Here is an 18,487-nt window from a genome sequence, read left to right as displayed (position 1 = left end):
GTTTCATTCCTTTTCAGTAAGAAACTCGACAACGCAGCGGTTGAAGAGATCCGGACAGGCGATGTTGGAAATATGCGATGCCGGCAACCGCCGCAGGTCGGCGAGTGGCGCATTGGCGACTAAAAACTCGGCGTCCGCCACCGTCGTGACCGGATCTTGCTCACCGGCAATCACCCGCATCGGCCGCGTCATCGAGGCGACCTCGGCGCGCAGGTCGGCCCGCGCCAGCGCCTCGCAGCAGGCGGCGTATCCCTGTGGATTACCGGCTGCCAGCGCCGCCACCAGCGCCGCCACCTGCTCGGGGTGGCGTTGCGCGAATGCCGCGCAGAACCAGCGCGCGGGGGAGGCGGCGGCGATCGGCGCCAACCCGTGTTCCCGTACCTGCTGCGCGCGTTGTCGCCAGCCTTCGGCGTCGCCGATGCGGGCGGCGGTATTGGCGACCACCAGCCGGCCGATGCGCTCGGGGTGATAACGACTGAGCCAGAGCCCGGTCAATCCTCCCATCGAAATGCCGCAAAAATGGGCGTTCGGCGCATCCAAATGGTCGAGCAGGGTGATGACGTCTTCAGCCAACTGCTGCAGTTGCAGTGGCGCTTTCGCCAACGGGGTGGCTCCGTGGCCGCGCTGGTTGTAACGCAATAGGCGAAAGCGTTCGGTCAGCGCCGCCAACTGCGGTTGCCACATCTCGAAAGTGGTGCCCAGCGAGTTGGACAGCACCAGCAGCGGTGCGTCGGCCGGGCCGTCGAGACGATATTCAATATCCATGATTGGCCTCATACCCGTTCGATAATCAGCGCAATGCCCTGACCGACGCCGATGCACATGGTGCACAGCCCGTAGCGCCCGCGCGTTTTCCTCAATTGCCAGGCGGCGTTCATCACCAGCCTGCCACCGGAGGCGCCCAAAGGATGGCCGAGCGCAATCGCGCCGCCGTTCGGGTTCACCTGCGGCGCATCGTCGCGCAGTCCCAGCTCGCGGGTCACCGCCAGCGCTTGCGCGGCGAAGGCTTCGTTCAGTTCGATCACGTCCATCTGTTCGAGGGTCAGGCCGGCAATATGCAACACTTTGCGCACCGCCGCCGCCGGGGCAAATCCCATGATCGCCGGTTCGATGCCGGTGACAGCGCTGGCCACGATGCGCGCCATGGGCTGCAGGCCATGGCGCGCCATGCTGCGCTCCCCGGCCAGCAGCAGCGCACAGGCACCGTCGTTCAGGCCGGATGCGTTGCCGGCCGTGATGCTGCCCTGCGGGGCGACCACCGGCCTGAGTTTTTCCAGTGCGGCTAAGGTGGTGGCGCGCGGATGTTCGTCCTGGCTGAAGGTCAACGGCTCGCCCTTCTTCTGCGGGATAAGCACCTCGATCAGTTGGTCGCTGTAAAAGCCGCTTTCCTGCGCGGTGGCAGTGCGTTGCTGGCTGCGCAGGGCGAAGGCGTCCTGATCGCGACGGCTGATGTCGAATTGCGACGCCACGTTTTCAGCGGTCTGTGGCATCGTGTCCACGCCATACAGCGCCTGCATTTGCGGGTTGATAAAACGCCAGCCCATAGTGGTGTCTTCAATCTTCATCGCGCGGCTAAAGGCGCTTTCCGCCTTGCCCATCACATACGGCGCCCGCGACATGCTTTCCACGCCGCCGGCGATCATCAGCCCGCTCTCGCCGGTTTTGATGGCGCGCGCCGCAGCCGCCACCGCATCCAGGCTGGAGCCGCACAGGCGATTGATGGTGCAGCCGGGCACCTGCACCGGCAGACCGGCGAGCAGAAGCGCCATGCGCGCGACGTTGCGGTTGTCTTCCCCCGCCTGATTGGCGCAGCCGAGCAGCACGTCATCCACCTGGCTCCAGTCGAGCATCGGATGACGTGCCTGCAGGGCTTTCAGCGGCAGAGCGGCCAAATCGTCGGCGCGTATGCCGGCCAGGCTGCCGTTGAGGCGACCGAAGGGCGTGCGGACGGCGTCACACAGATAAGCTGGATTCATGGCGCGGTTCCCCGTGTTGAAGGGTGAAAGTCAGTGCGACCGGGGTGACCTCCTGCAGCTGTTGCGGAGTCAGGCCGGCAAATATTTCGCGCACCACCAGTCCCTGGGGGGTGACATCCATCACCGCCAGATCGCTGTAAATGCGGTCGATGCAGCCGACGCCGGTCAACGGATAGCTGCATTGGCGGACGATTTTGCATTCACCCGTTTTGGTCAGGTGTTCGGTCATCACAAACACCTGACGTGCGCCGATCGCCAGATCCATCGCGCCGCCGACCGCCGGAATCGCCCCCGGTGCGCCAGTGCTCCAGTTCGCCAAATCGCCGCGTTCGGAGACCTGATAGGCGCCCAGCACGCAAATATCCAGATGGCCGCCGCGCATCATGGCGAAAGAGTCGCCGTGGTGGAAAAAGCAGCCGCCTTTCAGCAGCGTAACCGGTTGTTTGCCGGCATTGATCAATTCCGGATCCTCTTCGCCCGGCATCGGCGCCGGGCCCATGCCGAGAATGCCGTTTTCGCTGTGCAGGAAGATCTCTTTATCGGCGGGCAGGTAGTTGGCGATCTGAGTGGGTATGCCGATGCCCAGATTGACGTAGGCGCCTTCGGGAATATCGCGCGCGATGCGCTCAGCCAGCTGTTGATGGGTCAGTTTGCTCATGATGCGCTCCTTAAGCCGAAAGCCGTGCTGCACGGGGAGAAGAGGGCACCAGGCGTTGTACGAAGATGCCGGGCGTGATGATGTTCTCCGGATCCAGTTCGCCCAACGGCACCATATGGTTGACTTCGACGATGGTGCAGTTGGCGGCCATCGCCATAATCGGCCCGAAGTTGCGTCCGGTTTTGTCATAGCGGAGGTTGCCCCAACGGTCGGCTTGTTCTGCCTTGATCAGCGCGAAGTCGGCCTTCAGCGGCAGTTCGAAAACATATCGGCGGCCGTCGATCTCGCGGGTTTCCTTCCCTTCCGCCAATTGGGTGCCATAGCCGGTTGGGGTATAGAAACCGCCGAGCCCGGCGCCGGCGGCCTGGATGCGCGCCGCCAGATTGCCTTGCGGAACCAGCTCCAGCTCCAACTCGCCACGGCGGTAGAGGTCGTCAAACACCCAAGAATCAGCCTGCCGTGGAAAAGAACACACTACTTTGCGCACACAGCCGGCCTTCAGCAGAGCCGCCAGACCAAAATCGCCGTTGCCGGCATTGTTGCTGATCAGCGTAAGCGCGCGTGGCCGGTGACGGATCAGAGCATCCAACAGTGCGTAGGGTTGCCCGGCCGGGCCGAATCCCCCAACCATAAGGGTGGCGCCATCCGGAATATCTGCGACGGCGGCGTCTGCGGACGCCATGCTTTTATCGATCATCAGTTCTCCTCAAGGCTCGGTTAGGACGTTGCGCCAACAAATAGCGGGTTTGAAATTAACCTAGAGGATGAAAAAAGCATCAGCAAGTGCGAATATCAGAACATTGTGCGATTATCGATACATTGAGGGTTTAGGTCTGCATTTTGTGATGCAGGCAGCTAAATCGGCATCGGATGCGATACGCAGGGCTTTACTGCCATATTGAGCGTGTAAATTGAGTGCAGATACTAATGGGAGGCCTGAATGAGTGAAGTTCCTGAATTTGGCACCGAAGAACTGCGTCGCCTGCAGGAGATCGGTGATTTAAGCAACGACCAGTACAAGGGCGACCCTAATTTTATGGCCTCGCTGGCCAGAGGGCTGGAGGTGTTGCAGGCCTTCAAGCCGCAATATTCGCAGATGTCGGTGTCCGAGATCAGTCAACAAACCGGCATTCCGCGCGCGGCGGTGCGCCGTTGTTTGTATACCCTAAGAGCGCTGGGATTCGTGCATTGTCCCGATGGGCGCCACTATCGCTTGCTGCCGCGCGTGTTGACTATTGGCCACGCTTATCTTTCCTCCTCCGAGCTGGCGAAGGCGGCGCAAAACTCGCTGGACTATCTCAGCAAATTGCTTAATGAATCCTGCTCGGTGGCGACGCTGGACGGCGATAACATTTTGTATATCGCCCGCGCCTCGGTTAAACGCATCATGACTATTGATCTGGGGCGCGGCAGCCGTCTGCCGGCTTATGCGACGTCGATGGGGCTGGTGTTGCTCAGTGCGCTGGACGAGGGAGAACTGGAGGATTATCTGTCGCGGGTCACTTTCGAACCGCTGACCGAGTTTACCGTCACCAGTGCGGAGCAGCTGCAGGAACAGTTGGCCAGGGTACGCAGGCAGGGGTATGCCATCAACGATCAACAGCTGGAGATCGGCCTGCGTTCCATTGCGGTGCCGATGCATTCACGTAAAGGCGGGGTTGTGGCGGCGATGAACGTTGGCGTCAATGCGTCGCAGATCTCGGCGGCGGAGCTGCGCGAACGAGTGCTGCCGCAGCTGCAGCGCACGGCGATGGAGCTGGCGCTGCTGCTGTAGGGCAAGCGGATTAGTGCAGTTCGGCGCCGCTGCGGTCGGCCAGCGCTTCCAACAGCGGGGCGGAAGGCACGAAGAACAGAGTGCCGGTCACCGCGCGGCTGAAATCGAGCAGCCGATCGTAGTTGCCGGCCGGGCGGCCGATGAACATGTTTTCCAGCATCTGCTCGATCGGCTGCGGAGAGCGCGCGTAGCCGATAAAGTAGGTGCCGAATTCGCGCAGGCCGGGGCGGCCGAACGGCATGTTGTCGCGCAGGATCTTCACCTCGTTGCCTTGCTCGTCAGTGATGGTGGTCAGCGAACTGTGCGACGACGACGGTTTGACCGCTTCATCCAGCTCGATGTTGGATTGTTTGTGGCGGCCGATGATCTTCTCCTGCGTTTCCACGCTGAGCGAGTTCCAGCCCTGCATGTCATGCAGGTATTTCTGCACCAGTACATAGCTGCCGCCGCTGAACGCCGCGTCTTCGTCGCCGATCACCGTGTAGTCGAAGGCCTCGTGCCCCTCCGGGTTTTCCGTGCCGTCGACGAAGCCGATCATGGCGCGCTGATCGAAGTAACGGAAGCCGTGCACCTCCTCGATTACCGTTACGGCGTCGCCGAGCTTGCCGATCAGCTGAGAGGCCAGTTCGAAACACAGATCCATTTCATCAGCGCGAATATGCAGCAGGATGTCGCCAGGCGTGGCGACCGCGACGCGTTCCCCGCTGCCGATCGGGCTGAACGGGTGCAGCTGGCGAGGGCGCGGCGCGCCGAACAGCGTATCCCAGGCTTCGGAGCCGAAGCCGCAGACGCAGGTGAGATTGCCCGCCGGCGCGCGTTTGCCGACCGAACGCACTACGGCGGCGATATCGCCGCACCAGGCGCGCACCGCCGCCAGCTGGTCGGGAACCGGCGACAGGGTGGCGACGATGAAGATGGCATGGCGCGTTACCGGCGTGAATACGGCTTGCGGCGAAGTGTTATTTGCATTCATTGCATTCGGCTCCAGTGTGTTCGGGTGAAAGAGATCAGATCAAATTAAAGTGCTCGTCGGGTTTCATCGGCGGCGGCAGCGGGCTTTGGTCGTTCATTTCCAGCAGGTTGCGCTCGATGGTATTGCAGATGGCGTTTAACGGCAGATGGTTGGCCGACACGCCGAACGGATCTTCCAGCTCTTCGGCCAGTGAGTCCCAGGATAAGAAGGTATAGGAAATGAACACCGAAACAAATGGTGTCATGTAATGCAGGTCGGTTACCAGGGCGAAAGGCAGCAGGCTGCAGAACAGGTAAACGGTGCGCTGCAGGATCAGCGTATAGGCGAACGGCACCGGGGTGCTCGCGAGCCGTTCACAGCCGCCGAGGGCGTGGGACAGCTCGCTCAGCTTGTTGTCGAGCAGCTCGAAGGTGATGTCGCTCAGCAGGCCCTGATGGCGCAGTTTGCCGATCTCCTGACCCAGCATCAGCAGAATGCGGTTGGTCGGCATCGGGCTGGCGATCACTTCGGCCAGCTCCTTGCTGCTGAGATTGTGGTACAGATCGGCGGTCGGATCGGTGGCGCGCAGCTGATGTTTCAGACTCCAGCTGAAAGCGATCAGCAGCTTGGCGACCTTTTGCTGCACCGCCGGTTCATCCGGCAGCAGGCTTTTGATCTGACGCAGCAGGGAGCGCTCGGTAATCAGCAGCGAACCCCACAGGTTGCGCGCTTCGACAAAGCGGCTATAGCCGGCGTTATTGCGAAAGCCGAGAAAGATGGCGATGGCGATGCCCAGCAGGCTGAACGGTGCGATGGTTAAATGCACGCCGAGCTGCTCGTACCATTGGTAGCTGATCACCGCCACTATCGACATCAGCACGTTCAGCGACAGGCGAAAGGTGATCTTTGACAGCACGGAACCGTGCCAGGCGAACAGGCGAAAAAACCAGTTCTGGTTCGGGCGAATTATCATGACGTTGGCGCTTCCTGGTGTCCTGCTATTGAGAATAGTCGATTCTTATCCGGCGGCGTTATGCCGTCGTCGTCGATTGCCAGAGCCGCTGCGGATGCGTATAGACGGTGGCGCGTCCCGGCTTGCTGAACCCCACCAGCGTCAGGTTGCTGCGTTCGGCCACCTCCACCGCCAGGCGGGTGGCGGCGGAAACGGCGAACAGGATCTCGACGCCGCACATAGCGGATTTTTGCACCATTTCATAGCTGGCGCGGCTCGAGACCAGCGCTGCGCCTTGCCACCACGCCTGTTGGCTGCGGTAGCCCAGCAGCTTGTCGAGCGCCACGTGGCGGCCGACGTCTTCGCATCCGCCGCTGAGCGCGCCGTCCGGTTGGATCCAGGCCGCCGCATGGGTGCAGCCGGTCAGTTTCCCTACCGTTTGCACCCCTTGCAGCTGCGCCAACGCCCGGTCGAGCAGGGCCAAATCGAAGCGTTGCGTGAAGGGCAGCGGCGCGATGGGTTGAGCGACCTCCTGCAGCTGTTCCACCCCGCAGACGCCGCAGCCGGTGCGGCCGGCCAGGCTGCGGCGCTTCTCTTTCAACTGCATAAAGCGGCGGCTCGAGAGCTCCACATGCACTTCGATGCCGTTGCAGGCCGGTTGTTGACGAATGTCGTAGATATCGTCGGGGGAGGCGATGATGCCTTCGGACAGCGAAAAACCGATGGCGAAGGCCGCCAGGTCTTTCGGCGTCGCCATCATCACTACGTGGGAAATGCCGTTGTACACCAGGGCGACCGGCACTTCTTCCGCCAGCCAGTCTTGTTGCGCCTGAGCCAGATCGTTGCGCTGCCAGACTGCGTGGCGCGACAGGCAGGCCGAGTCGGCATCGCCGGGTTCGTCGAGAATCAAATGCTTGTTCATGATGGTTTCGCGGCGCCGGCGGATACAGCGCCGGCGTCAGATAGAGTCTGATGAGTGATAGCCGATTTTATCATAGATGGCGTGCTTGAACAGGGCGAAACGGGGCGTCTTTGCCACCGCCTTACGGCGCGGCGTGCCACTGCCCTAGATAGCTCGTGACCGCCCGCGTAGCCTCGCGGCAAATGGCCGGCGAGACGGTGCCTTCCCGCGCATAGCCGTATTTCATGCAGGCGAACGCCAATTCTATGGCGATCAAGACGACGTCGGGATCTGACGGCAGCGCATCAAGTTCGGGCAGCTCGCGCACTTTGGCGCGGAACATCTCGCCGATCGTCAGGTTCTTGGCGGCGTGCGCCTCTTGCTCCGGTTCGGTGAACGCGCCGCTCAGCAGCAGGACGCTCGCCGCCAGATGCGCGTTGTAGTAGCGGGCGGTGGCCGCCACGGCGGCATCCACCCAATCGTGCAGGGTGTCGGCGCTCTCGAGCTCCGCTTCACGCAGCGCCTGCGCCAGTTGCGCCATATGGCTTTGAGCCAGGTGTGAAAACAGCGCGTATTTGTCCGGGAAGAACGGGTAGATCGCGGCGCGCGGCACATCGGCTGCTTCCGCCAGAGCGGGAATGGAGGCTTTTTCCGGCCCGAGGGTGGCGAGCATCTGTTCGGCGGCGCTCAGCACTTTGGCCATGCGCGCCGCCGCGCGTTCCTGAACCGGCACGCGCACATTTTTTTTTGCTTGCGGCATCGCTTTTTCCGACATAAGTTGTATTTTAATAATCCGACATTTGTTGGATTATACTGAAATTGAACCCGTCAACCAAGCGCCATAACGCCAGAGGTTTCGTATGGAGAATTACGCCAATCAATCTCACTGGCAGGAGATTCAACGATTCCTGCCGGAAAATTTTCGGCTGCGGCCGGGGGAAGAACCGACCGAGGTGTGGTGGCCCTGGCGGCAGCACCGTATTCATCTGGACTGCTATCGCCGCCCGGAGGCGCCGGTGAAAGTGATCCTGTTTCATGGGGTCGGCACCAACGGCCGACAGATGTCGACCATCCTGGGAGCACCGCTGGCGCGCCGGGGGATAGAGACGATCGCCGTCGACATGCCGGGGTACGGAATGACGCAGATGGGCGGCCAACGGCGGCGCGTGCGTTACGACGACTGGGTGCAGATCGGCAGCGATCTGATCGACGCGGAACGGGCGAAGGATGCGCGGCCGATTGTGCTGTACGGCCTGAGCGCCGGCGGGATGGAGACTTACCACGTGGCGGCGTTGAACCGGCAGGTGAAAGGCATTGTCGGCATGACGTTTCTCGATCAGCGTGAACAGCAGGTGCGCGACGAGACGGCATTGAATCTGTTGATGAGCCGCCTGGGCATTCCGTTGGCGCGGCTGACGGCCGCCACGCCGCTGGCGGGTATGGCGATGCCGATGGCGCTGGCGAGCAAGATGCATGCGCTGGTCAATGACAAGGCGGCGCTCAAGGCGTGCCTGGCGGACAACACCTCGGCGGGAGCCTGGGTGACGATGCGGTTTTTGGCCTCGTACGCGGAGTATGCACCCGCCATTGAACCGGAAGCGTTCGACGTTTGCCCGGTTCTGTTGACGCAACCGGCGCAGGATCGCTGGACGCCGTTGCACCTGAGTGAACTGTTTCTGCGGCGCATTCGGCGGGTGCCGGTGACCACCGTGATGCTCGAGAACGCCGGGCATTATCCCCTCGAGCAGCCGGGCCTCGATCAGATGGTTGAAGCGGTGCATCGTTTTTGCCTGGCCGCGGCGGAGCGGTGAGGCGACGGCGCATGTTCTGAAGACGCCACTGCAGCTCAGCATGTTATCCACAGTTTTAGTGGATAACGTGTGTGCAAGGCAGAGTGAAACCGTTAGCAGGCGTAAAAAAAAATCGCTCAGAAAATTATTATATTACGCGTCAAACTGTGTTCTGACGGGGGATAGGGGGGTTCACGCGTTCGCGTTTTGTTTATGCTTTACTGTATGAATATACAGTTTGGTTGTGAATATGCTGAGCACTTCAAGGTTGTATGCTTTTTCACCAGGTGAGCCCCTGACGTTACCGCTGTTTGCCGATCGTGTGGCCTGCGGTTTTCCTTCACCGGCGCAGGACTATGTCGAGAGCCGGCTGGATATCGGCAAGCTGCTGGTGCGCCATCCTAATGCCACTTATTTCGTGCGCGCCAGCGGTGAGATGGAGCGAGCAGGATGGATCAGGCACTACCGACAGATTAAGAAACTGAGCATCCGAGAAACAGCAGACGCGACAGGCTGCAGTACTTCCCAAGTTTGTCGCATTCAGGCCTTCTATAAAGAAGTTGAGACTGATTAAAAAGCAGCCTTAATGTACAATAATTTTCTATATCCAAACTGACCCCATGAACAATCAATGAGTTAGAGGTGAAAGATGATTTCATACAAAAAAACCATACCTGCTCTTGTCATATTCGCTTTATCTAATGCTGTGGCATATGCGAATGATTTCGACAAATCAAATGAAGCGATGGCAATTTCAGCAATAGGTTTTTCTGGCTCAAATGCTCGTGTTGCACATGATGTTTGTGGGGCAACCAATGAGAAAATTGATAAATATAAAAAACAAATAAAAGACTCATTAACTAGAACATTAAAGTATGAACAGTCAGGGTTCGATACGCATTGGGATAATGGTTGGAAAAATGCTGATTTTTTGGTTAAGTCGTTAAGTAATGATGAAGCCTATAAAAAAGAATATTGCCAAGAGGTTTTAGATGGAATTAATAATCCTGAAATGAATTAAGGATTATTCCTTATTCGGGGTTCTACGCCGGAACTCCAGATTTTTCCGTCCGCTAAAATTATCCCCGGTTGAGCCGCTTTATACCGTCAGCTCGCAGTGGACCATCAGGGGAAATGTGGCGGTACAGCGTTTGTCGGGTTATCCCAAGCTCCTGGCATAACGTACTGACTTTCGTCTCTGGCCGTCCCATTGATGCCATTGCCAGTCGCAATTTTATTGGCGTCATTTTGTAAGGCCGTCCGCCGTTCCTCCCGTGGGCTCTTGCTGAGGCAAGGCCTGCCGCTGTTCTTTGCGGCGCTGTACGCAGCAGAGACCGACGGCCGCACGCGACTGGCTCGACACCCGCTTAGTCCCGCCCTCTGGTCAAATGCAGGCTGACGTGTACAGCCTGCAGGCAGAGGATTTCGTCTGGCAACCGGGATCGCCCGCCGTCGGCGCCGTTCGCAATGACAATCCCTCACTCATCCTGCCCATCGATACGCCAACGGGCTGAGTGCTGCATTATCCACAGTTTTGGTGGGTATCATGTGTGCAAACACACGTGAAGAACGCCAAAAGTTGCAGGAAAAATCACTCAGAAAATTATTATATTACACGGCAAAGTGCGATCCGCCGGGGATTAGGGGTTGCACGCGTTCGCGTTTTGTTTATGCTTTACTGTATAAATATACAGTTTGGTTATGAATATGCTGAGCACTTCAAGGTTGTATGCTTTTTCACCAGGTGAGCCCCTGACGTTACCGCTGTTTGCCGATCGTGTGGCCTGCGGCTTTCCTTCTCCCGCACAGGACTATGTCGAGAGCCGGCTGGATATCGGCAAGCTGCTGGTGCGCCATCCTAACGCCACCTATTTCGTGCGCGCCAGCGGCGAATCGATGATCGACGGCAATATTCGGGATGGCGATCTGCTGATCGTCGACAGCGCCCTGACGCCAGAGCACGGCAATATCGTGATCGCCGCGGTGGACGGCGAATTCACCGTCAAAAAACTGCAGCGCCGGCCCGACGTGCGGCTGTTGCCGATGAATCCCGCCTACGCGCCTATCGTGTTCGACGACGAAGCGCAGCTGGAGATCTTCGGCGTGGTGACCTTTATCGTCTACGCGGCACTGTAGCCATGTTCGCCCTGGTAGACGTCAACAGCTTCTACGCTTCCTGCGAAACCATCTTCCGACCCGACCTGCAAGGGCGGCCGGTGATCGTGCTGTCCAACAACGACGGCTGTGTGATCGCCCGCAACGCCGAGGCGAAGGCGCTGGGCGTGCCGATGGGCGCGCCTTATTTCAAGATCAAAGAGGAGATGCGCCGCCGCAACGTCGCGGTGTTCTCCTCCAACTACGCGCTGTACGCCGATATGTCCCGCCGGGTGATGGACACGCTGGAGGAGATGGCGCCGGCGGTGGAGATTTATTCGCTGGATAAGAGTAAGTTGTATAGTGTGGTCACCCAAGCAGTGGAATCCGAGCTATGGACATTTTTAAACGTCTGAGGGGGTTGCATGGCGACACTGGAACACATTCATTTTGTACCCCACATTCTCGAGCGTAGAGAAAGCCGCGTAACTTACTTAGTCAGCAGCAACCGGCCCTCTATCAAGGGTTTTCCTCAGATTTTCTGGGCAGGGGGAATGCCATGGAGAGAGGCAAACCTGTGGGCCATGGAGCGAGCAACGGCGGGGGAAGCTTCCCTGAAAACCGTTGCCAGTAACATGAATGGCCTTTTGAATTACGCCAAGTTCCTTGAGTCGCGTGGGTTGCATTGGTTCGAGTTTCCTGTCCGAAAAGCCGACCGTTGTCTGGTGCTATACCGTGGAGCGTTGATCACGATGCGCAATGCGGGCCAGATCAGCCCTTCCACGGCGTCTGAATATATGCGCAATTGCATCATGTTTTACCGGTGGGTGAGGCGCAGGGAACTTCTGGCGCCACATGTTCCTCTATGGCGAGAGCAGCCCTACACCGTCAAATTCTTTGACCAGGCTGGGTTTGAGCGATCGGTGAACGGAATCACCACCGATCTCAGCATCCCGAATCGCAAACGACTTGGCCAAACCCTGGAAGATGGGTTATTGCCGATGACTGCGGCGGATCGTGATGCCATACTTGATTTCGCCACCGAGAATGCTACGCCGGAGCTCTATCTTATGTTGGCACTCGGTTTTTTTACCGGAATGCGGCTTGGCAGCATTTGTGATCTTAAAGTTCAGACGCTTGAACATGCCGTGCCAGATCCCTCTGCGGAAGGGCTGTTACGGATTGCGGTGGGGCCGGGTGCAGCTCCGCCTGTACACACGAAGTTCGGCGTAACCGGCCAGATTTGGCTACCTGAAGCCTTGTGCGATAAGTTGCTGGAATACGCCACGAGCTGGCGGCGGATGGAGCGAGCAACGAAAGCCACGCCCGAGAATCGCGATCTGCTGTTCTTGACCCGCTTCGGCAACGCTTATGGCAGGAGCGGCACCGATCAGTCATCAGCGGTGAATGTCGAAATGTCGAACTTTCGAAAGCGGGGGAACCAGGCAGGGTTACAGATGCTCCGTAGGTTTCGCTTTCATCAGTCGCGTTGTACCTTCGGTACAGAGCTGGCGCGTTTGGCTCTCTCGACTTGTGCCGATGCGGCACTCGCCATTGCAATCGTCAGCGATGCGCTGCTTCATGCCCCTAACTCCGAGGCTACCACTTTCAGGTACATACGATTCGTGCAGGCAGTGCCGATAAAGCAAGCCCTTTCTCATCACTTTATGGCGGTATTTAGTGGCATCAGCCTGGAGGAGCGGCAGAATGGATAGTTCCAGTATCGATCTCACTTTCCCGATGCTTGAGTATGGGGGGGCTGAAACGCCCTGGGATCTCCGGCCGTTGCTGTTTCGCGGAGGCGCAGCGGCAAAGGTAAAGTCTGTGGCCCGCCAGATCGCCCAAGGCGAGTTTGGTGACCTTTTGACAGAACGTATTGAACTGGTGACAAGGCTACATGAACATGTCGCCGGCGATCTTGCTGGCGGCGGCAGCCGCTTCTCGGCAAAAAATAAGATAGGTGCGTTGCGGAGTTTCTTTGCCTGGTGCGATTTGGCAGGCGATAACCTCAGTCTTGACACGGTAGCCGACACTTTCATTCGTTGGACCGAACATTTGCTACATCGTTATCGGATTGAGCACAGCCTCAGTGAGGGGACGTTATACGATCTCACCAGGCTCACGGCGACGATGCTTGATCGAGTATTGGATCGCCAGACAAGTCTGAGCAAGAGCACGCGTATTCGCAAGCCGCTCGGCAAAGGCAAAGTGCATACGAGCAAAGCGGATAAGCAGGATCTGCAAAATACTTTTGCGTTCGGGCATGTTCTAGCAGATATATGCAATGCTCTGACCTGGGAGGTAACGATAGGACCTTTGCCGGTCTGCATCCGATTGCGTACAGGCCAGATACTGAAGCAATGGTCTGGGCTGCCCTACCCGGAGAAAGTGGCGGCGCGCCGTACCAGACCTCAAACAATGACGCAGATAGAAAAGTCGCGAGTAGCACGTGCTGCCTGGGAAGAGGATCGAACCGTGCGAACTCGTTCCCCCCTTGTCAACTTACGCATCGAAAGTGAGTTGCTGATGTTCATCGCTCAGACCGGCATGAATCTGCAGCAAGCCCATACTTTGCGGGTCGAACAATTTCATTACGCCAGCCACCTGGATGGCTACCAGGTACGTGCATACAAAAATCGACGTGAAGGTGAAGTGCTGTTCGAGATCTTTGCCGGTTATCGAGAGTGGTTTAAGCGTTATCTCGAATGGCGTTCGGCGTGGTTTCCCGATGAGATGGAAAGTCTGCTCTTTCCACTGATACGTTGCGGGGGACGAGTTTTGGAGGAAGCGACGCAGTTCACCAACGTTATGCGCATTTGCCGCGAGCTTGGGATGCCGATGGTGAGACCGCGAAAACTGCGCGGGGTACGCATCAATTGGCTGCTTCGAGAGTCCCAGAACCCAGATCAGGTGGCTGAGTTGGCCCAGCACACGGTGGAAACGCTAATACGCGTTTACGCCGCCCCCCATCCGCAGATCGCTATGGTGGAGATTACACGCTTCCATCAACAGAGCGATCCGTTCCTTTCACCACCTGCACCAGGCCGATGTGTCTCGGTCGAACCTGAATCAATGGTTGCGATGCCGAAGAACGCTCCGCGACCTGACTGTATAAATGCTGCAGGTTGCTTGTTCTGTATTCAGCACCGGGATATCGAAAGTGAAGATCATGTGTGGTCTCTCGATAGCTTGCGTTACCTAAAATCGCTTGAGCTGGCGCGCTACCGCCCCCCCGTTTTGAGTCAGAATATGGCGGCAGAACATCCGACCTTGTTGGTCATTGAGCGGTTGGCGGCTAAGCTGCGCTTTTTTGAAGAAAGTAGTGAAGTTCGTAGGCTGTGGGTCGAAGAGTCGAAAGCCCGTATCCGTGAGGGCAATTATCACCCGGCCTGGGATGGTTTCATCCGCTTGGCAGAGCTGCGGCAGAAATCATCATGACGAAAAATATTTTTTCCGAACTTCGCCTTGGTATCGGCTCCCCCCTTGCAGAGCCTGATGCACCTAATTATCGCCCACCGTGCTGGCCACCCCAGCCTGACTGGCCAGTCATTCTTGATGCCGCTGGTGAGGTGGTGAGTCGTTGGGGGGATGCCGTTTGGCGGCTCGACCCGTGGGCGGGAAAAGCGGTTACGCTTAATTTCGGCGATGGCCCGGCAAAGAAATATGCCGCCGCGATAGATCCTGTTAACGCCGAATTACTGCGGTTAATTATCGGTTGGTGGCTGTATGGCCCCAATGGCGCCCGTGGATATCGAGGTCTGAAAACCCGCTTTGATCAAATACGTAAGATCTTCGTTTTGTGTACTCAAGAAGGCATTCTTGCCTCCGAGTTGAGCCAGTTTCCTCGTGTGGTTGAGTGCCTTTCGAAAAAGCTGCAAGTTTCCCGGGCATGGGAGCTTTTGACACTGTTGCACGAACTGTATGAGCAGCGAGATACACTGGGTTTTACCTTGTTGGATCGTGCAGGGCTGGCACGCCTTGCGGCGGTCATACCCCCTCACCAAAAACGCCAAACTCCCTATATTCCCCCTCGCATTTGGCATTATCAGGTTATGCGCTTACGCGAATGCCTGGATGATTTTTTGGCGCATAAAGAGAAGATTGAGGAGTGCTTCCGTTTCTGCCTGGCGGCCTATAGGCATAATGCTGCCAATCTCCAGGGGCAAATCAGACCGTCATCGTTCTATCCCTTTCAGTGGCCTTCGGATGGAACAAATGGAAAGTTAACCGGACGCAAGTACTACGGCCCTTTTATCGATACCGCGCATCGGTTTGGCATAGTGGGGTTGTTTGGCCGCTGGCTGAGTGTGAACGACGACGAAATTCGTATTCAAACGTTGAGTCGCTATCTGAGTCTTGTGAGTCATGCAGGGTTAAGTTATCTGCTGAACTTCAGTCTCATGCGAGTCGAAGAGGCATGGAACCTGCGCGCTGATTGTTTGCATATTGAACGTGATCCGCAATTTGGCGACATTTATGTATTGCGTGGGCGAACAACGAAAACAATGCAAGATGCTGAAGCCCTGTGGGTAACGTCTCCCTCTGCCTGCACGGCGGTTGAAGCTATGCGCAGGGTTGCAGATCTTCGCGCAGAATGTAACACGCCCTCTGGCGTAGGTTCTGAACAAGGAAACTCCTCCAATCATTATTTGCTTGATTACAGGCTGGAACCCTGGGGAGCAAAGCTCACTAAAATCAACCGCACGATTCGTCCCACGATTCTGAGCTATGCCAACGTAGTTCAGTCGTTCGATAAGCTGTTCGATCCCGAGCAATTGCGTATTACGGCAGAAGATTTTGAATTGGGGCGATTGGTGACGCCAACGTTGTCCGAGGAGTATTCGGCGGGTAAAATCTGGCCGTTGGCCTGGCACCAGCTGCGGCGAACCGGCGCAGTCAATATGCAGGCATCAGGTTTGGTCAGCGACGCCTCCTTGCAGTTTCAACTGAAGCATGTCGCCAGAGCGATGAGCCTCTATTATGGGCAAAACCATTCACGGGTGCGAATGGAGGAAAAGGCTCATAGCTACTATGTCCGAACTATGTACGAGATGTTAGGCAGGCAATTGCAACAACTGACGAGCAGCCGGTTCATTAGCCCCCACGGAGAAAAACGGAAAGCCGAGATAGTCCGATTGATTTCGGCCGCAGAGGCCAAGAAAATCATCAATCTGGCCAGGAAGGGCGTCGTGGCTCATCGCCCCATTTTGCTGGGCGTCTGTACCAGCCGAACCCCTTGTCCCTATGGCGGTATCGACAACATCGCTCGTTGTGGCGGGGGGGATTCCCCAGCAGACCCCAAACCTTGTGCGAACGTACTGTATGATCCCGATCAACTTGACGAAGTCGAGGCGTTTGCCGTAGTACTGGACGAGCGGCTGGCCATCGCCGATGCAGACAGCCCTCTGAGGGCTGCACTGGAAGCCCAAAAACGCAGTGTGGAGAACTACCGCCATGTCATCCGCAAAACATGACTTCACAGACCCGGCCAAGCAAATGGGAGCTGGAGAGCAGTATCGAGCAGCGTTCGAGCGCCTAAAAAACAACAAACCCGAAAGACTGCCGAAAGGAACCCCTGTCAGTCAGAATAATGTGGCTAAAGAGGCCGGCAGAGATCCCTCCGCATTGAAGAAAACGCGCTTTCCTTTACTTATCGCTGAGATCCAAACCTATGTTGCATCGTATGCAGAGGATCGCCCATTATCCGTTCGCCAGGTCAGTCTATTAGCCCGTCAAAAAAATCGTGGGCTTCGAGAGCGGATTGGCGAAATTGAGCAGCAGCGGGATCACCTGGCCAGTCTGCTAAGTGAAGCCGACGCGACCATTCTTGAACTGTATGACCGTATTACCGAGTTAGAAAGGCAACTACCGGGCTCGAACGTTCTGCCCATTGATCCGCGAGGCCGTAAAAAACTTTGAAGCGGAAAACCGACTGGGTGCGAGGAGAAGCGATATCGCCATATCTTGTTGGCCAGCCGCAAAATCAGGGACAGTAGATTTTGCAAACCGTGTTATCTGGAGGAAAGATGAACTACTACGCAGAGGCGCATTTCTAGGTATCGTTAACTGACCTGGAGATGTGATGAAAAAATTAAAACCGCAATATCGAGCTCTTAGAGTTGTATCTTTCTACGAGCGGTATTTGCTGACGTACCCACAGCTGAGAAATGCGTACTATAAGCATTTCAGCACCCGGCAAGAAAAAAGCTTTTTCTATCTGCATCGTATTGAGTACAAAGTCTATCCGCTTAAACTGAGAGCCGCACGAGGAAAGTCGCTGGCCGATCCCTGGGATGATTATCCTTCAAATGTAGATAGTCTCGCCAAAAGCTGGAAGCACAACGCGAAAAGACGTCATCAGTACTATCGATGACAGTGTGCTATCTGCGGATTAGCAGCACTCTCGAAGGCTCTGTCGCATTAAGGCGTCGTCAGATAACATGCTGTTTTTTTTTAATGATGTTACCTGACCATGTCTTTGAGCCAAAATGCCTTCCAGCGACTGCATTATCCCGTCGATATCATCGCCCAGTGTGTGCGCTGGTATCTGGCCTATGACCTTAGCCTGCGTAATCTGGAGGAAATGATGGCTGAACGTGGTGTGTTTTTGTCGACCACTCTACGCTTCATTGCTGGGTCATCCGCCTGGTACCGTCACTGGATAAAGCCTTTCGACGGCGTAAATACTCCGTGGGTCGCCGATGGCGGATGGATGAGACCTACATCAAAGTCAAAGGTCAGTGGAAATATCTCTACCGCGCGGTGGATACTTCGGGGCAGACCATCGACTTCATGCTGACCGCCAAACGGGACGCTGTGGCTGCATTACGCTTCTTTCGCAAAGCCATTAGACACCAGGGCAGATCTGAGAGAGTGACCATTGATAAAAGTGGCGCCAACACGGCAGCGCTGACGACACTCAATGCCGACAAACCCGCAGAGGAAACCATTACCGTCAGGCAGAATAAGTATCTGAATAATCTGATTGAGCAAGATCACCGAAATATCAAACGTCGGATACGGTCCATGCTGGGGTTCAAATCATTTCGGCGGGCACAAACGCTTCTGGCTGGCATCGAGCTGCTCCACATGATACGTAAAGGGCAATATCAACACTCGCAAAGTGAGGGATTGTCACCCGCAGAACAATTCTATCTGTTGGCTGCCTAAAAAAACGGCAGCGCGATTTCTGCTGACCTGTCGTCGTTAATGCGACAGAGCCCCTTTTTACGCATTATCTCATATCAGTACCGACCTCATGCAGCTCTTCCTAACCATGAACAATAACGTCGAGGGGTAATGCAGGGTTTAAATGTATTCCAGAAGAAGATAAATGGGTTTGTAACATCGAAGAAAACAGGATGTTACCTAATGCGGCAGGACCCGTATT

At 56.9% G+C, this 18,487-nt stretch carries 19 protein-coding genes and 2 pseudogenes; 13 read left to right on the top strand and 8 right to left on the bottom strand.

From position 1 onward, the window contains the following. Nucleotides 1-3: 3 nt before the first annotated feature. Genes pcaD through AC6BYQ_RS07370 form a run of 4 tightly spaced genes read right to left on the bottom strand, consistent with a single transcriptional unit; the run spans nt 4 to nt 3,331 of the window. Nucleotides 4-765 (bottom strand): 3-oxoadipate enol-lactonase, encoded by a 762-nt coding sequence (gene pcaD / locus AC6BYQ_RS07385; RefSeq protein ID WP_498056609.1) that lies wholly within the window; start codon nt 763-765, stop codon nt 4-6. A gap of 8 nt (nt 766-773) precedes the next feature. After that, the gene (gene pcaF / locus AC6BYQ_RS07380) at nt 774-1,976 is read right to left on the bottom strand and encodes a 3-oxoadipyl-CoA thiolase (RefSeq protein WP_063918577.1); all 1,203 of its coding nucleotides are present in this window, start codon (nt 1,974-1,976) and stop codon (nt 774-776) included. Beyond that, nucleotides 1,954-2,634 (bottom strand): 3-oxoacid CoA-transferase subunit B, encoded by a 681-nt coding sequence (locus AC6BYQ_RS07375; protein WP_440528966.1) that lies wholly within the window; start codon nt 2,632-2,634, stop codon nt 1,954-1,956. The genes pcaF and AC6BYQ_RS07375 overlap by 23 nt, the downstream gene beginning before the upstream one ends. A 10-nt stretch (nt 2,635-2,644) precedes the next feature. Beyond that, nucleotides 2,645-3,331 (bottom strand): 3-oxoacid CoA-transferase subunit A, encoded by a 687-nt coding sequence (locus AC6BYQ_RS07370; protein WP_015378315.1) that lies wholly within the window; start codon nt 3,329-3,331, stop codon nt 2,645-2,647. 243 nt (nt 3,332-3,574) lie between these two features. Between AC6BYQ_RS07370 and AC6BYQ_RS07365 the strand changes: the two genes are divergently transcribed. Then, the gene (locus AC6BYQ_RS07365) at nt 3,575-4,408 is read left to right on the top strand and encodes an IclR family transcriptional regulator domain-containing protein (protein WP_015378314.1); all 834 of its coding nucleotides are present in this window, start codon (nt 3,575-3,577) and stop codon (nt 4,406-4,408) included. A gap of 10 nt (nt 4,409-4,418) precedes the next feature. Here the strand turns inward: AC6BYQ_RS07365 and AC6BYQ_RS07360 are convergent, their stop codons facing one another. The 4 genes from AC6BYQ_RS07360 to AC6BYQ_RS07345 form a co-directional block, all read right to left on the bottom strand. Continuing rightward, complete coding sequence (locus AC6BYQ_RS07360) at nt 4,419-5,381, bottom strand: Dyp-type peroxidase (protein WP_498056608.1); 963 nt, start codon at nt 5,379-5,381, stop codon at nt 4,419-4,421. Nucleotides 5,382-5,415: 34 nt separating this feature from the next. Next, a complete protein-coding gene (locus AC6BYQ_RS07355) occupies nt 5,416-6,333 on the bottom strand; it encodes a bestrophin family protein (RefSeq protein WP_015378312.1) in 918 nt (305 codons plus the stop codon). A gap of 58 nt (nt 6,334-6,391) precedes the next feature. After that, entirely contained in the window at nt 6,392-7,234 is an 843-nt protein-coding gene (fdhD, locus tag AC6BYQ_RS07350; RefSeq protein WP_211129623.1) for a formate dehydrogenase accessory sulfurtransferase FdhD, read from the bottom strand. A gap of 121 nt (nt 7,235-7,355) precedes the next feature. Then, a complete protein-coding gene (locus AC6BYQ_RS07345; protein ID WP_498056607.1) occupies nt 7,356-7,973 on the bottom strand; it encodes a TetR/AcrR family transcriptional regulator in 618 nt (205 codons plus the stop codon). 100 nt (nt 7,974-8,073) lie between these two features. Between AC6BYQ_RS07345 and AC6BYQ_RS07340 the strand changes: the two genes are divergently transcribed. From AC6BYQ_RS07340 to AC6BYQ_RS07285, 12 genes and pseudogenes are all read left to right on the top strand, one after another. Next, complete coding sequence (locus tag AC6BYQ_RS07340) at nt 8,074-9,024, top strand: alpha/beta hydrolase (protein WP_019453527.1); 951 nt, start codon at nt 8,074-8,076, stop codon at nt 9,022-9,024. Between the two features lie 229 nt (nt 9,025-9,253). After that, nucleotides 9,254-9,577, top strand: a complete 324-nt coding sequence (locus AC6BYQ_RS07335; RefSeq protein ID WP_176829689.1) for a helix-turn-helix domain-containing protein — start codon at nt 9,254-9,256, stop codon at nt 9,575-9,577. Between the two features lie 75 nt (nt 9,578-9,652). Beyond that, complete coding sequence (locus AC6BYQ_RS07330) at nt 9,653-10,024, top strand: hypothetical protein (RefSeq protein WP_126181107.1); 372 nt, start codon at nt 9,653-9,655, stop codon at nt 10,022-10,024. 313 nt (nt 10,025-10,337) lie between these two features. Then, nucleotides 10,338-10,517, top strand: a pseudogene (locus AC6BYQ_RS07325) (SOS response-associated peptidase family protein); the annotation flags it as partial. Nucleotides 10,518-10,704: 187 nt separating this feature from the next. Then, nucleotides 10,705-11,139 (top strand): translesion error-prone DNA polymerase V autoproteolytic subunit, encoded by a 435-nt coding sequence (gene umuD / locus AC6BYQ_RS07320; protein WP_050578390.1) that lies wholly within the window; start codon nt 10,705-10,707, stop codon nt 11,137-11,139. A 2-nt stretch (nt 11,140-11,141) separates the two neighbouring features. Further along, nucleotides 11,142-11,456, top strand: a pseudogene (locus AC6BYQ_RS07315) (Y-family DNA polymerase); the annotation flags it as partial. A 66-nt stretch (nt 11,457-11,522) separates the two neighbouring features. Then, complete coding sequence (locus tag AC6BYQ_RS07310; RefSeq protein WP_311271748.1) at nt 11,523-12,812, top strand: site-specific integrase; 1,290 nt, start codon at nt 11,523-11,525, stop codon at nt 12,810-12,812. Then, nucleotides 12,805-14,535 (top strand): site-specific integrase, encoded by a 1,731-nt coding sequence (locus tag AC6BYQ_RS07305; RefSeq protein ID WP_311271749.1) that lies wholly within the window; start codon nt 12,805-12,807, stop codon nt 14,533-14,535. The genes AC6BYQ_RS07310 and AC6BYQ_RS07305 overlap by 8 nt, the downstream gene beginning before the upstream one ends. Then, nucleotides 14,532-16,571: a hypothetical protein gene (locus AC6BYQ_RS07300; protein ID WP_311271750.1), complete on the top strand. Its 2,040-nt coding sequence runs from the start codon at nt 14,532-14,534 to the stop codon at nt 16,569-16,571. Before AC6BYQ_RS07305 ends, AC6BYQ_RS07300 begins: the two co-directional genes overlap by 4 nt. Beyond that, nucleotides 16,552-17,016 (top strand): hypothetical protein, encoded by a 465-nt coding sequence (locus AC6BYQ_RS07295; protein ID WP_044030974.1) that lies wholly within the window; start codon nt 16,552-16,554, stop codon nt 17,014-17,016. Before AC6BYQ_RS07300 ends, AC6BYQ_RS07295 begins: the two co-directional genes overlap by 20 nt. A gap of 163 nt (nt 17,017-17,179) precedes the next feature. After that, nucleotides 17,180-17,470: a hypothetical protein gene (locus AC6BYQ_RS07290; RefSeq protein WP_311271751.1), complete on the top strand. Its 291-nt coding sequence runs from the start codon at nt 17,180-17,182 to the stop codon at nt 17,468-17,470. A 99-nt stretch (nt 17,471-17,569) separates the two neighbouring features. Then, nucleotides 17,570-18,267, top strand: a protein-coding gene (locus AC6BYQ_RS07285; RefSeq protein ID WP_498056606.1) for an IS6 family transposase whose coding sequence is annotated in 2 segments (ribosomal slippage) — nt 17,570-17,698 and nt 17,701-18,267 — 696 coding nt in all. Because the reading frame shifts where the segments join, the coding sequence is not laid out codon by codon here. Nucleotides 18,268-18,487 lie beyond the last annotated feature (220 nt).

The sequence above is a fragment of the Serratia sp. LTN-2 genome (assembly GCF_059740205.1).
This window is presented reverse-complemented; position numbering and strand designations above follow the sequence as displayed.